The sequence below is a fragment of the Carnobacterium divergens DSM 20623 genome, assembly GCF_000744255.1.
Classification (GTDB): Bacteria; Bacillota; Bacilli; order Lactobacillales; family Carnobacteriaceae; genus Carnobacterium; species Carnobacterium divergens.
The window spans coordinates 217,584-231,443 of record NZ_JQLO01000001.1 but is presented as its reverse complement, the minus strand read 5'-3'; the positions used below and the strand labels follow the sequence as shown (position 1 = coordinate 231,443).

Annotated in this window: 11 protein-coding genes, 1 tRNA gene and 1 other annotated feature; of the genes, 2 read left to right on the top strand and 10 right to left on the bottom strand. The window is 36.7% G+C overall.

Annotated features, from left to right (window positions below):
• Positions 1-103: 103 nt before the first annotated feature.
• Positions 104-314 (bottom strand) — a binding site (T-box leader).
• Between the two features lie 177 nt (positions 315-491).
• Positions 492-1,184, top strand: coding sequence for an NAD-dependent epimerase/dehydratase family protein (locus BR52_RS01090; protein ID WP_034568413.1), 693 nt, complete (start codon positions 492-494; stop codon positions 1,182-1,184).
• Between the two features lie 26 nt (positions 1,185-1,210).
• Here the strand turns inward: BR52_RS01090 and BR52_RS01085 are convergent, their stop codons facing one another.
• From BR52_RS01085 to BR52_RS01065, 5 genes are all read right to left on the bottom strand, one after another.
• Entirely contained in the window at positions 1,211-2,635 is a 1,425-nt protein-coding gene (locus BR52_RS01085) for a glycosyl hydrolase family 28-related protein (protein ID WP_051915589.1), read from the bottom strand.
• A 16-nt stretch (positions 2,636-2,651) separates the two neighbouring features.
• Positions 2,652-3,665 (bottom strand): WxLIP family cell surface protein, encoded by a 1,014-nt coding sequence (locus BR52_RS01080; protein WP_034568411.1) that lies wholly within the window; start codon positions 3,663-3,665, stop codon positions 2,652-2,654.
• Between the two features lie 85 nt (positions 3,666-3,750).
• Complete coding sequence (locus tag BR52_RS01075; RefSeq protein ID WP_115588679.1) at positions 3,751-4,491, bottom strand: WxL domain-containing protein; 741 nt, start codon at positions 4,489-4,491, stop codon at positions 3,751-3,753.
• Positions 4,492-4,544: 53 nt separating this feature from the next.
• On the bottom strand, positions 4,545-6,905 hold the full coding sequence (locus BR52_RS01070; protein ID WP_051915588.1) for a WxL domain-containing protein: 2,361 nt from the start codon (positions 6,903-6,905) through the stop codon (positions 4,545-4,547).
• A 281-nt stretch (positions 6,906-7,186) separates the two neighbouring features.
• Entirely contained in the window at positions 7,187-7,870 is a 684-nt protein-coding gene (locus BR52_RS01065; RefSeq protein ID WP_051915587.1) for an NUDIX domain-containing protein, read from the bottom strand.
• A gap of 125 nt (positions 7,871-7,995) precedes the next feature.
• Between BR52_RS01065 and BR52_RS01060 the strand changes: the two genes are divergently transcribed.
• Positions 7,996-8,853 (top strand): alpha/beta hydrolase, encoded by an 858-nt coding sequence (locus BR52_RS01060; protein WP_034568410.1) that lies wholly within the window; start codon positions 7,996-7,998, stop codon positions 8,851-8,853.
• Between the two features lie 51 nt (positions 8,854-8,904).
• Here the strand turns inward: BR52_RS01060 and BR52_RS01055 are convergent.
• The 5 genes from BR52_RS01055 to BR52_RS01035 all read right to left on the bottom strand — a co-directional run bounded on the left by BR52_RS01055 (position 8,905) and on the right by BR52_RS01035 (position 13,842).
• Positions 8,905-8,988: transfer RNA gene (locus BR52_RS01055), tRNA-Leu, on the bottom strand.
• A gap of 101 nt (positions 8,989-9,089) precedes the next feature.
• Entirely contained in the window at positions 9,090-10,487 is a 1,398-nt protein-coding gene (locus BR52_RS01050; RefSeq protein WP_034568408.1) for an MDR family MFS transporter, read from the bottom strand.
• Complete coding sequence (locus tag BR52_RS01045) at positions 10,474-10,986, bottom strand: MarR family winged helix-turn-helix transcriptional regulator (RefSeq protein WP_034568406.1); 513 nt, start codon at positions 10,984-10,986, stop codon at positions 10,474-10,476. Before BR52_RS01045 ends, BR52_RS01050 begins: the two co-directional genes overlap by 14 nt.
• Before the next feature lie 137 nt (positions 10,987-11,123).
• Positions 11,124-11,588, bottom strand: a complete 465-nt coding sequence (locus BR52_RS01040; RefSeq protein ID WP_034568404.1) for a SprT family protein — start codon at positions 11,586-11,588, stop codon at positions 11,124-11,126.
• 70 nt (positions 11,589-11,658) lie between these two features.
• Positions 11,659-13,842, bottom strand: a complete 2,184-nt coding sequence (locus BR52_RS01035; RefSeq protein ID WP_034568402.1) for a Tex family protein — start codon at positions 13,840-13,842, stop codon at positions 11,659-11,661.
• Between the last annotated feature and the right edge of the window lie 18 nt (positions 13,843-13,860).

Sequence of the window (13,860 nt, the reverse complement as noted above, 5' to 3'; positions counted from 1 at the left end):
CATCTTAAACTTTCCATTTTACTAACCCCTTTCGTGAAACGCCCTTTATACTTTTTACTCGTTCCATTTTTTACGCTAAAAAGCCCCTGCTGTAATTTCTTACAACAGGGACGAATTTGATTATTCGCGGTACCACCCAGTTTAGAAATGAATAGATCATTTCTCGCTTCATTGGTTTAACGGACCTCTCCGTCTTTAGTTTCCTAAAGATGCTCCAAGTTTGTACTTCAAATAAAAATCCCGATTGGTTCGCAGCGTCCACCAATTTTCTGAACTAAGATTTAGATTCTACTGTAACTCTTCAACGCGTTAAAGTATTGATGTTGATAAATTGTATTTTAGCACGTTCCATTCTAAAGGTCAATTTATTTTAATTTCTTTTTTTGTTAACGGGAGGCCTCCCCCTTAATTTAAAAGCTTTTCAGTTTCTTTATTTAATCAATTTGTTATACTTAAACGTATCTAGCCTATTCGTTAATGGAGGTGTAAAAATGGCAACTAACAAAAAAATACTGATTATTGGTGGAAGTGGTTTTTTAGGACAAGAACTCTGTCTTGCGGCATTAAAAAAAGGGTTTACGGTAGCTAGCCTTTCTAAACACGGCAAACCAACCCATTTATCAAAAGAGCTATCCGGCGCTCCAATCGATTGGATTACCTGTGATCTTTTTGCTACCGATCAATTAGAAAAGATTATTAGTCAATTCGATATCGTTATTCATCTTGTGGCCATTCTCAAAGAACAGCCTAAAAAAGGACTTACTTATCAAAAAATGATTTTAGATGCAGCGATGATTGTTGGAAATGCTAGTAAAAATACAGCAATTGAACGATTTGTTTTTTTATCTGCAAATGCTGGTAGCCCATTTATCCCTAAAAAATACCTTGAAAATAAACGGCTTGCTGAAAATTACTTAAAACGTCTTCCTTTTCCGTTAACGGTTGTTCGTCCCGGTCTTTTATACGGAAAAGGTCGGCCTTCTTCTTTAACTCTAGCAAATTTACTTTTTTTCTTGTTGAAAATCCCTCTGTTGAAACAGCTTTTCATTTCAATTAAACCAACTCCTGTAAAGGTTTGTGCAACGAAAATTATTGCTAGTTTGGATGAAGTTCCTAAAAAAGCTTATCGTGTCCTAAGCCTTGATGAATTACAAAGTAAACACTCAAACCCAACCAAAAGTTAGACAATTTTCTGACTTTTGGTTGGGTTTTAATTGTCTTTTTTGATGGTAACGGATTGAATTCCTTTGCCTAAATAGAGCGGTGTATCTTTTTCTTGATAGCCACTCAGTACATGATGAGCTATCAACACCTCTCTTGCACGGAATTGAATGGCTATGCCAACTCTTTTTTCTAAAGCGGAACTTTGAGTCATTCCTACAAAATAATTGATAACCACTCCTTGATAAGCTGAAACGACTAAATTTCTAGGACTTGATTCCTCGTACAATGGTGTAGGTTGTGGATTAATAGATACTAAAAAGGTTCCTCTAATTCCTTTAGCCGTTTTTGAAGGTCTGTCGTCACCTTGATGATGACCAATGTGTCTAAAGTTATATGAACGGTTATCTAACGACGAGTAATGCCCGATAATTTGAACATCGCTAGCAGCTGAGCTCTCTTCATGCGCTTTGATTTCAATCCCCCCAAAGCACGCTTCCGTGCGATTATTAACTAAGATTACATGACTTGAACCATCATCGATTTCAATGCCATTTGAATTAGAAAAGCCTTTTTGATGAGCTTTCCCACTTGGGTGGTGGAGATAGGAATTACTGATAAGTAGATAGTCGCTGTGATGGGTTGTGATTCCATCATCGCCAAAACCAACCGCTTCAATTTCATCTGCCCAGATAAATTTGCTTCCTAATCTTGAACGGGTTCCATCTCCTCGATAACTATAGTAAGCAGCTGTTAAATCGACACCATGAAGTCCAGCGTTTAGTGCTTTGATGTTTTGAATCACGCCGTAAGTGACATGTGCAAAGGTTAAACAACTAGAGGTCGTTCCCCCTTTTGCAGTCGTTTTACTGTTTCCTAAACGTTCTACGTTCCAGTCTAATGTCATATTTTTGATGACAAGATGATGATTGCCTCGTAATCGATTTTTATTACGGACTACTCGTTCTCCAATTGGCGCATTAGGATGTAACTTGATAGTGGTTTGATCAACTCCACTTCCTACCAAGGTAGTATTGGAAGGCATTCTCAACTCTCTAGTTAGATATGTTCCTGGTGGAATGATAATTTTACGATTGCCTTTTTTTAAAGCTCGACGAAAGGCTTTCGTTGAATCTGTCACGCCATCCCCTACGCCACCAAATTCTTCAATTGAGTACACTTTTTGTTTTAATTTTTGTTGTTTGATTTCCTCTTTTAAAATTTGAAACCACCATGGAACTAAAAAGCGAGATTCGCCAATCGCAACTGGAGGATCCGCTTTAAAGGGTGCATTTTTTTTGGTGACAAATGAGTAAGAAACGCTTTTTTTTAATGGGGATTCTACTAGCTTATTTTGTTGTAATTCTTGAAAGTATACTTCCGTTTCTTTGACTGCTTGCAACTGTTTCGTACGTGTTTGATATGTTGGAAAATAGTTGGTTAGGAGTTCTTTGGTCTTTTCTCCTAAGTGCATTTCTTTTTCTTCCCTTCTAATTTGATTTTTTCTTCTTGTTTTTTAAAATTAAGAATGCAATCACGATTAGTAAAACAATGATGATTCCACCCATTAGCCAGTACGTCCAAGGGGTTGATTTTTGAGCAATATGAACAGCTGAATCATTGTATTTTTTTGCCTCTTCGCCTTTGATTTTAAAGTCCTTTTTTAAATGCCAATTTTGATTGCCATCTGTAGCTGTAATTTCAATGCGGTAATCGCCTGTTTTAAAAGCTTCATTTCCCCAAGAAACGCTGTAATTGAAATTTGAATTTGGTGCCATTCGTAAGCTTGTTTGTTTTTCCTCGTGAAGCAATTGATTGCTCTCTGCTTCATAAACTTTAGCATCAACTGTTAAGTTACTAAGTAATGCGGCTTTTGGATTTTGAAGATTAGCTGTGACCACATTACGTCCTACTTTTTGAGTGGCTTTCACGTCATTTAAAACTAAATCAGGTAGTACCGTTTCTGGCGACTCTGCTAGCAAGACACCAATCGTATAAGAGAATTTATTTTCAATTTGAACATCGTCTTTACTTTTTTTTGTTTCTTGGTCCGTTTCTTTTTCTTTAAAGTATAAACCACCTAAGATAACAACATCAAATGATTTTTCTGGAATTTTTAATGTGACTGGTAACTGAAGGCTACTTTGTTTAGGGATCGTGATATCTGATTGAACGGAAGCTATTTTACTGAATGGAATCGCTAAACTTTTATCCAATTTTGGTTTTTCATTCGTGTATTCCACAATTCCATTATCGTTGGTAACTGCCGTATTTGCAACTGTTTGAACTGTTACATCGTTATCTGTTTCGTTTTTTAGTTCTACTTCTATTACTTGAGTCGTGCCTGGTACGACATTTAAATCAAAATAAGTATGAGTTTGATCTCGTTGATTTTCAGGTAAAATTGCTTTAACAGAAAAATTCATTTCATTTGCATCTGCTAGCTTTGGCATAACAATTATCATGCTTGCTATTAATAAAAATAAGTAGCTAAATCGTTTCATATCTAATCCTCTTTTCAATTAAATTAGTAAAAAAAGCCAAAGGCAATCGTATCTTAATCTGATTTATTTCCTTTGGCTGATTTTTTTAGTTTGGGCTATCTTCAAGGTTCCAAGTTAGTGTTGTTTTATATTGAACATTGGATACTTTCGAACTTGCCATTGGTATATTCAGTGAAACACCTGTCAAACCTCCTATGTTATCGGCTCCAAATGAAGAAGTCCACGTTCCAAAACCTTTATTCGCAACAGCAGTCATCACAGTTGAAGAGGCCGTTCCTGTTGGATCAAGATTAACAGCTGTCGTTGTTGGACTAAATAAAATTGGGACAACTGACAAGGGAGTTCCTGCACTTAAATGAAGTTGCGCATTGTCTAATGGCGTTGTGTTCGTATCGGTTGTTTTAAACTGACCATTTTGTTTCACAAGTAGTTTCCAGCCGGCATTGTTCCCACGCTTATCTGTTACTTGCACGTAGTTTGGCACTTGTAGAGGCAAGCCTGTTGTTTTATCTACAACAGAATCTAGTTGAGCATAATAAATTTTATCCATATCATCAATCGTTGCTGTTCCAAAATGAAAATTAGAAACATAATCGATACTTAAGGGCCCAGCTGTTCCAGGTTCATGAGGATCAGATGGATTAGGAGTAACTGGAGCTCCTGGAATAAGTGGGTTGGTAGGATCTGTAATAGAAGTCTCTGCCTGGAAAATAATATCTGTATTCGAGTTCATCACTCCAGCAGTTGCAGCAAATACAGGAGCACCTCCAAGTGTTACTGTAGCAAAGGTAGCCAAACTAAAAATTACTGTTTTTGTCATTTTCATTTTTTATTCCTTCTCTCTTTTTTATTTTCCCCTTTGAGCCTTGCTTTAACTTTTTAAATCGGTGCGTCGGATAAATTCCATTCCAGTTTTCCTTGATAGCTTTGACCCGATTTAACATTCGGATTCGGGCCTATTTTAAGTCGAATCCCCTCACCTTTTGGCCATTGGATTACTGTTGCATTATCGTCGGTTGATGTAGCGGTGTAAATTTCTTGGTTGCTTTGATTTAATGGAATATCTTGACCAGCCTTGCTATAAATTAACACTTGATTTAACACATTGGCTCCAGCTGTTAGTGGTTGGGTTTCACGAACATATAAATGCCATTGGGCTTTTTGGACGCGTCCGTCGGCAACAGAAAGTGAATTTGTAACAGTCGCTGGATTGTAAATCTTTGTAGCAGTTGGAACCGATAATGTGCCGAAGCTAATTTGACTAGGGGCACTCACTAAGCGCAACGTTCCATCTCCAATTGGTAAAGTTGCAACTAGTGATTGCTGGGCAATCGCTGTTCCTCCTCCATTTGTTCCATTCACGAAAAAGCTATTTACTAAAGTGGTGTTGGCAACATTTGGCGCGATGGTTGCAGAATATTGAAGAGTAAGGGCCTCATTGGCGGTTACCAAATTATTTCCAGCAAGTAAATTTTGAAACTGATACGCTGAACCTGATGGGCTTGAACTTTGTGGAACGACTACTGGAGTACCTATTACAGTCGAAACACCGGTTGCGCTCACCTTACTAACTTGTGGATTTGTTAGATTGGTTACTCCGCTAGGAATCCAATTTAGTAAAAGTTGATTATCCCAAATGGCGTTGCTATTTTGTAATTGGACTTTGATTGTGAAGCGTACTTTTTGGTTTGTGACAGCAGATATAGCTGGAATCCACGTCCCATCTTTTGACCATTTTTCAACAATTTGAGTTACAGCTAATTGGGGTGTTACAAAGGCAATCGTACTTGAAACATTATTGCTACTCACTAAGATTTTATTAGCTGTTCGACTACTGATGCCTTGAATGACAACACTAACTTGATCACCTCCTTTCAATGGAGCTAAACCTGTCAAAGCGAATGTGCCATTTGCATTTAAGGGGACATTCGTCGTTTGATTATTTACGGTCACGGCAACTTGATACAAACCTGTGGTAACTGTTTGGATGGCGCTTCCTGTAATTTGAGTATTTCCGACTACGGGTGTGGTTAATGTTGGAGCAACAATAGGCCATTTTACAGTTGCTATATTACTGAGGGTACTTTGATATTGATCAGTTCCTGTAATGGCTTTTGCATGGAGAATCGCCGTCACAGTATCACCATATTCGTAGGCATTAGCTGCATTTATTGAAAAATTTCCACTGTTGTCTACTAAAACACCTGTTGTAACAATGGGGGCATGACTACCGTCTGGCGCAGATAACGTAATATCAGCTGTATAGGTGTAGCCTGGGTCTTTTGTTTGGTTAATCGTTCCGGTAATACTTTTATTTCCATGTTGCATCGTGTCGTTGATTACTGGGGGCTTGATTGCGAGTATTGGACAGGTTCCTAGTCCCATTGAAGGGGTGTTGATACTTCCTGCTTTTGTATTTCCTAAACCTACTGTTAAATTAATTCCTTGTGAGGCGGACGTCATTGTTCCCTTAATTGGATAGTTCGCACCGTTTGCAGCTGGCGGAATAATAATCCCATTTTTATAAAGGGCAACCGTATCAATGACCATATTTAAAGACCATTCAATTAATAAGCCTAAGCTTAAACCTGTTTTTGGGAACGTGATTACTACTGCTGATAAGCTCTCATTGTAAGTTAAAGTAAATCCTTTATCCGTTGCTTGAATGGAGGCTGTACTCGTTCCACCTAAAATCGATTGAGTAGGATAAGTGACATTTCCAGTTAAATTTTTTAAAAATAAGGTTTGCTTAGCTGTATTTCCTGCTAATTGCGCTGCTATTTCAGGAGGAATTTGGACAGCTAGTATTGGAACCGTATTCAATCCAACTGCTACTAACGGAACATATTTATAATGAATCGTCGTTATCCCTTGTCCACAAGCTCCAGTTGTGTAACTTCCTGTTAATGTACTTGTTCCAACATCAAGATCTAGTAAGCGAGGACTGATTTGATTGGTGCTTTTTTGGTTGCTTTCACTATTGACTGATTCGTTTAAATCGGTTTCATCATTTTTTTCGTTATTGGTAAGGTTAACTTGTGTTCCATTTATTGTTGAATTAGAGGAAATCGATGGGGCTGTTGAATCAATTGGGCAACTTGAATCTGACGGGGTGGATAAGCTTGTTTCTTCGGTCTTTATTTCTTCATTTAAAGTAACTGCTTTCACCATATCTTGTAAATAAAAAATCACTACAGTTAACATCATAAAAATAACAATATTAAACTTTTTATTATTCAAAATTATCGCCCCCTAAAAAATGAATTTACAGTTTATATAGGCTACTCAATATTTCACTAGATAAATCGTATGTAACTTTTAATAACTTTCTCATGTTAATTTAAATTCATTCTAACCGAATTAAATTACTTTTGCATCTTTTATCCCTTGGTTTTATAATAAAAATTTATTCTATAAAAATATAGTTATTAAACCTAAATATATTGTTGTTCATTTAGTAAAAAAAATAAACTTACAAGTCAGCGACAATGTCATTGACTTGTAAATTTATTTTCTTTAGCTTATCTATTTAATTTTTTCATTATCTTTTCAACGTCTTTCGATTCACTTGTTTTACCAATTAATATTTTCAACTGAGGTTGATTTTCAGTTAAAAGTAGTTTTTTGAAACCTCTACGAATGATGGCCTCATGATCAAATGCTAAAGCTGTCTTATTAGATTTTGTACTCGTTAAATCAATTGTAATTTTTTGTTCATTAAAACTCAGCAGTAACTGTTCATCTTTGATTGATACATTAAACCATTGGGCTTCTTTTGCATCATCTCCTGCGGTTGTAATAGGCATTGTTGGTAAGAGAGCTAAATAGCTAATAGTAATTGTCCAGCCACGAGGATCACGATTAGGTTGGCTAAATGAACCTATTTCATAAATAGCCTCTTTTGTTAATTCAATTCCAGTTTCTTCTTTAGTTTCTCTTAGACAAGTTGCTGTGGTCGCTTCTTGTTTGTCAACAAAACCTCCTGGCAATGCCCAACAATTTCTAAAAGGGTTGGCTATTCTTTTGATTAACAGCATTTTAAGTTGCTGCGCTTCTTTATCATAGCAAAGCATCACATTATCGACTGTAACAGAAGGTTTTTCATATTGAGGCAAGTCTTCATTGGCGTACCACTCTAAGAAATCAGCTTCTGGTGCCACTCGTTCATAGTAATATTTTTCTTCTGCTTTTGAGTTAAATTTCATCTCTAAACTTCCTTTCTTTGTATCCCTCTCTCTTTAGTTTACTATACTTTTAAGGAATGTAACTAGTAAATAAAAATAGCACATGATACAATTTTAACAATCCTATATTAAAGGAGTGCTTATCAATGAAAAAATTACTCACTTTTTTTATCCTACTTTTAATTTTTACAAGTGCTTGCACAGCCACTCCTAAAAAAAGTACCTTACCCAAACTAGCACTGGAAAATGAAATTCCAATCGTTGTCATTCATGGAAGTGGAGGCAATGAAGATTCATTTGATGCTTTTATTCAAAAATTAAACGACTTACCTGACCCTTCAACTGAAACATTAAAAGTAACAATTGCTGGGGATGGTCAACTAGATTATCAAGGAACCCTCACCAAAGATGCTAAACATCCAATTGTATCTATTGGGTTTGAAGAAAATAATGCGCCTATCGAGGATTGGAGCAAAGGACTTCAAAAATTACTCACTCATTTGAAAAAAACGTATCAATTTCAGCAATTTGATGCGATTGGTTTTTCGAATGGCGGGTTAGCACTAACGGATTACGCTGAGGAGTATGACCAAAAAGAAGACGTTCCTCACTTACGCAAAATGGTGGTTTTAGGTGCTCCTTTTAATGAGCTAGACCCTGAGGACAATCAGGTGAATCTTGATTTTAAAGGGGTTCCTTTTCAAACAGATGAGTTGAAAACTTATATCCGTAATCGCTCAAAGTTAAATCCACAATTAGCTGTCCTTTCGATTGCAGGCGATGATGGAAGTGGTGAAAAAACCGATAGTATCGTTCCACTTGGCAGTGCTTTGTCGTCACGGTTGATTTTCCCAGAAAATGTCCATACTTATCTTGAAAAAATAACAACGGATACGCATATTGGATTGGTTGATAATCAAGAGGTTGTGGGGTGGGTACATCATTTTTTGACGGATAATCCTCCTTTAAACACAGAAAAAAAAGTTGAATTGGTTGGAAACTAAAAGAAAGACGTTACTATTTAAGTAACGTCTTTCTTTTACCTACTTATCCTATGCGGTCAAGAAGACTCGAACTTCCACCGGGAGAATCCCGACTGCCCCCTCAAGGCAGCGCGTCTGCCATTCCGCCATGACCGCAATTGCTTGTTTCTCTTTTTATTTTATAATAGGAATAAATCAAAGTCAATTTCTTTTAAAACAAAGCGCTTGAAGTCGTATAACTTCAAGCGCTTTTTGATTTATTTATTCTTTTTCAGTCCAAAACTTAAAACAAATCCAATCACAGCAATGACAAACATCAGTAAGAAGGCATTATGCCCTCCTTCAATCATCAATTGTTCTTTTGATAAATGGTTAGCTGAATCAGTTATTTTTTGTTGACTAGCTGTTAATAATCCTGCTACTAATGAGGTTCCAATCGCACCAGAGACTTGTTGTAAAGTATTGATAATCGCAGTTCCATCTGAATTGTACTTTTGTGGCAATTGATTCAAAGCATTCGTTTGAGAAGGAACATATACAAATGCTACACCAATCATTAGGAGCAAATACAAGCTGCCCATCAAAATCGTTGTTAATTGATTCGTAAATAGCACACATAACCCTGTAGCAACAGCTAATAGAAAGGCTCCAAATGAAATGACAACCCGTGGACCTGAATTGTCTAGAATTTTCCCAGCAATTGGTGCTAAAATCGCACTAATTGCTGCACCTGGTAACAGCATAAATCCTGCCACTGTCGCATTTACGCCAAACACACTTTCAGAAAAGGTCGGCAATAAAAAGGAATTTCCTAAAACAATCATCATCAATAAAAAGACTTGTATTAACCCTAGCGTAAACATCGGAAACTTAAACACAGCTAAATTAATCAATGGGACATCAATTTTAAGCTGACGGATTGAAAATAAGGCTAACCCAATCACACCAATACCTAAAGAACCCATAACTCCCAGATGCAACCAGCCTGTTTCACCTGCTAAGCTAAATCCGTAAATAACTCCCGAAAAAGCAACAATTGATAACCCAATTGAAAGAAAATCAATCTTTTGTTTTTCAATTGTTGAAATTGATTGAATCGTTAAACTTCCGGCTACTAAGGCAATTACCAACAGCGGCAATAAAATAAGAAAAATCGATTGCCAGCCAATTGATGTTACCACAATCCCTCCATAAGTCGGTCCAATCGCAGGTGCAAAGCTCGTAACAAGTCCTGCAATTCCCATAATCACGCCCCGCTTATGCATTGGAATTAAAGCTAAAATTAAGTTAAACATTAAAGGTAAGGAAATACCTGTCCCAATCGCTTGAATCAGACGCCCCAATAATAACATCGGAAAACTCATTGCAAAGCCACAAATTATAGTCCCTACCGTGAAAATCACTACCGCAGCTTGAAATAAGCGCTTTGTGGGATAACGTTTCACCAACATTGGTGAAATAGGAACTAAAATAGCGACGACTAATAAATAGCCTGTTGTTAACCACTGAATCGTTGCACTGGTTACATTAAATTCTTTCATTAAAATTGGAAAAGCAACATTTAATGCCGTTTCCGAAACAATCCCCATAAAAGTCAACATCGCTGATGCGACAATCGCAATTAAGGTACTTACTTTAATTTTATCTGTTGTCATTTTTATGATTCACCTCAATACTCTCGGCATACATATTGCCGTATTCTTCTTTTTGAAGCTCCTCTAAGCTTCCTTCTGGTTGTAAATTATAAATCATTCGATTAAAAAAATCGTTTAATTGGTTCACTTCCTCTGGTGAAAAATCTTTAATCATCGTTTGTTCAATCTCATTGATGGTGCTTAACATTTGCTTAATAGTAAGCGTACCTTCTTTGGTCAATGTAATCACATTGTAGCGCAAATCCGTTTTTGACTGCTGTTTTTTTATTAGCTTCTTTTCTTCTAACCGTTTAATAGGATTGGTAATAGAAGACGTTGAAATTTTCAAATAATCGGCAATTTCCTTTTGTGTACAACTTTTTTTCATATAGATTACTTCTAATATAAAAGATTGTCCTACATGAATGCCTAATTCGTTTAGTTCCTTGTCGCCCTTAATCTTATGCAAACGATTGACTCGCTTTAGCTTCATATTAATATCAAAAGAATAATTTTCCATATCTTCCCTACTTTCTGCATCTAGTACTCTACTATATAATACGCTAGTGTATTATATAGATAAATGATGGGCGTTGTCAAGTATCAAAAAAAGGATTTACGCATAAAATAACGCAAATCCTTTCAGTTTTTCGCTTTTTACATCTCCACTCGTTCGCTTTTTAAAACTAATTTCCCCTTACATTGACCACACACATAACGTGCGGTATTAAAGCGTCTTTTTCGATAAAGCGAATTTTTGCACTGTTGGCACTGATACACCCAGTAAGCTTGCTTTTGATCCTTTGGTTTTAAGGACTGAACATAACGGCTGCCGCCAACTTGCTTTAGCAATCTTTTAAAATCAGCATCTTTATGCTGATAACCGCCACCACTTAAATGCAAATGATAGTGACACAGTTCATGCTTTACAACCCCAATAAATTCCTCCATACCAAAAGTTTCCAATACTTTTAAGTTAAAATCTAAATGATGGGTGTTTAAATGGTACCGTCCACCCGTTGTTTTTAAACGTGAATTAAAGGTTGCTTGATGATTAAAAGGTCGCTGAAAGTCTTTGATTGAAATACTTTCAACAAGTAGTTGCAATTCTTTTTGATTCATTTTAATCCAATCCTTTACCTATAAATGAAAATGCTCACCAACACACTCTTTGTCGGTGAACATCTTTAACTTATTTTTTTTCTGGAGGCAACATCGTTAAAGCGATTCGGCCTTTTTTTAAGTCAATTGAATCAACCCAGACTGTCACAACATCTCCTACAGCAACAGCATCTGTTGGGTGTTTAATAAATTTATTGCTTAGTTTAGAAATATGAACCATCCCATCTTGCTTAACTCCGATATCCACAAACGCTCCGAAATCCACAACGTTACGTACCGTTCCTTCAAGCTCCATACCGGCTTTTAAGTCTTCCATAGTTAACACGTCTTTGCGCAATAAAGGTGCTGGCAATTCATCACGTAAATCACGTCCTGGTCGAGATAAAGCATCGATCATATCTTTTAAAGTTTCTTTTCCTAATTTAGTTTGTTCGCTAAGCTGATTCAACGACAATTGAGCCAATGCTTCTTTAGCTTTCAGACTACCAACATCTGCTAACGTCAAATCTGCTAACGCTAAAATTTCTTTTGCTTCTTTATACGTTTCAGGGTGAATCCCTGTGTTGTCTAAGATATTCTTCCCATCCACAATCCGCATAAACCCAACGGCTTGTTCGTATGCTTTTGGTCCTAAACGAGGAACTTTTTTAAGAGCAGCACGACTATCAAAGCGGCCATTTTCATCACGGTACGCAACGACATTAGTCGCAGTTGTTTTATTTAAACCGGCTACATGTTGTAGCAGTGGCGCGCTTGCTGTATTTACGTTAACACCTACTTGGTTAACGGCTGTTTCAACAACAAATTCAAGACGCTCTTCTAAACGTTTTTGCGAAACATCATGTTGATATTGTCCCACACCAACGGCTTTAGGATCGATTTTCACTAATTCTGCTAGTGGATCTTGTAGACGACGAGCAATACTAACTGCACTTCTTTGTTCCACCTGTAGATCAGGAAATTCGCTACGTGCCAAATCACTTGCTGAATAAACAGAAGCCCCTGCTTCATTTACAATAACATAATAAACGTCGTCGTCGATTTCTTTTAAATTATCCACAACAAATTGTTCAGACTCACGACTAGCCGTTCCATTCCCTATTGCGATCATTTCAATGCCATATTTTTTAATCATTTCTTTAAACTTAACAGCCGCTTCTTTTCTTGGTTTTTCACCAGCTGGCTTATGAGGATAAATCACATCAATAGCAATGACTTTTCCTGTTGGATCAATCACAGCTAACTTACAGCCTGTCCGATAAGCGGGGTCAAGTCCTAAGACCATTTTGCCTTTTAAAGGTGCTTGTAGTAGCAAATTACGCAGGTTCTCACCAAAAATATGAATGGCTTGTTCGTCTGCACGTTCTGTTAACTCACCACGAATTTCTCGCTCAATTGATGGGCCAATAAAACGTTTGTAGCTATCTTCAAAAGCTGCTGTTACGTATGGAACTGCTGCTGAATCTTCGTTTTCAATAATTTCACGGCTTAGGTATTTAGTAATACGCTCTTCATCTACAACTAAATTCACTTTTAGAATGTCTTCTTTTTCACCACGATTAAAGGCTAAAATGCGATGTGATACCAATTTTGAAATTGGCTCTTGGAAGTCATAATACATTTCATAGACTTCTTTTTCATCTTTTTCTTTGTTTTTAACTGTTGTTTTAATGAAACCATTTTTATTTGTAAAGCCACGAATCCATGTGCGGTATTTTGGTTCATCACTAATTTTTTCAGCTAAAATCTCATGGACACCTGCTAATGCTTCTTCTGGAGATGCAACTTCTTTTTCTGAATTTACATAACGAGCAGCTTCTGCTTTAATGTCAACACCTGTAGGGAATGTCATTAACCATTCAGCAAGTGGTTCTAGTCCTTTTTCTTTAGCAATGGTTGCCTTCGTGCGGCGCTTTTGTTTGTATGGACGATACAAATCTTCTACTAATTGCATCTTAGCTGCTGTTTCGATTGATTTTCTTAACTCAGGAGTTAATTTCCCTTGTTCTTCTATTATCCGCAAAACTTCGCCTTTTCTTTTTTCTAAGTTTTGTAAATAATGGTAACGATCTTCAATTTCACGAATTTGGACTTCATCTAGGCTCCCGGTCATCTCTTTACGGTAACGGGCAATAAAAGGAACGGTATTTCCTTCCTCTAGTAAATCTAAAACAGTTTTCATTTGTTTATCGCTATAAATTTTTAATTCTTTTTTTAGTAAGGTTAAAATTGTTGCATCATTATTTTCAGCCATTTTGTTCTTCCTCTCTTC

Excerpts from the sequence above, each read along its gene's own strand:
- BR52_RS01065 (WP_051915587.1), bottom strand. The coding sequence starts at position 7,870 with ATGAAATTTAACTCAAAAGCAGAAGAAAAATATTACTATGAACGAGTG.
- BR52_RS01090 (WP_034568413.1), top strand. The coding sequence starts at position 492 with ATGGCAACTAACAAAAAAATACTGATTATTGGTGGAAGTGGTTTTTTA.
- BR52_RS01040 (WP_034568404.1), bottom strand. The coding sequence starts at position 11,588 with ATGAATCAAAAAGAATTGCAACTACTTGTTGAAAGTATTTCAATCAAA.
- BR52_RS01045 (WP_034568406.1), bottom strand. The coding sequence starts at position 10,986 with ATGGAAAATTATTCTTTTGATATTAATATGAAGCTAAAGCGAGTCAAT.
- BR52_RS01085 (WP_051915589.1), bottom strand. The coding sequence starts at position 2,635 with ATGCACTTAGGAGAAAAGACCAAAGAACTCCTAACCAACTATTTTCCA.
- BR52_RS01035 (WP_034568402.1), bottom strand. The coding sequence starts at position 13,842 with ATGGCTGAAAATAATGATGCAACAATTTTAACCTTACTAAAAAAAGAA.
- BR52_RS01075 (WP_115588679.1), bottom strand. The coding sequence starts at position 4,491 with ATGAAAATGACAAAAACAGTAATTTTTAGTTTGGCTACCTTTGCTACA.
- BR52_RS01080 (WP_034568411.1), bottom strand. The coding sequence starts at position 3,665 with ATGAAACGATTTAGCTACTTATTTTTATTAATAGCAAGCATGATAATT.
- BR52_RS01050 (WP_034568408.1), bottom strand. The coding sequence starts at position 10,487 with ATGACAACAGATAAAATTAAAGTAAGTACCTTAATTGCGATTGTCGCA.
- BR52_RS01060 (WP_034568410.1), top strand. The coding sequence starts at position 7,996 with ATGAAAAAATTACTCACTTTTTTTATCCTACTTTTAATTTTTACAAGT.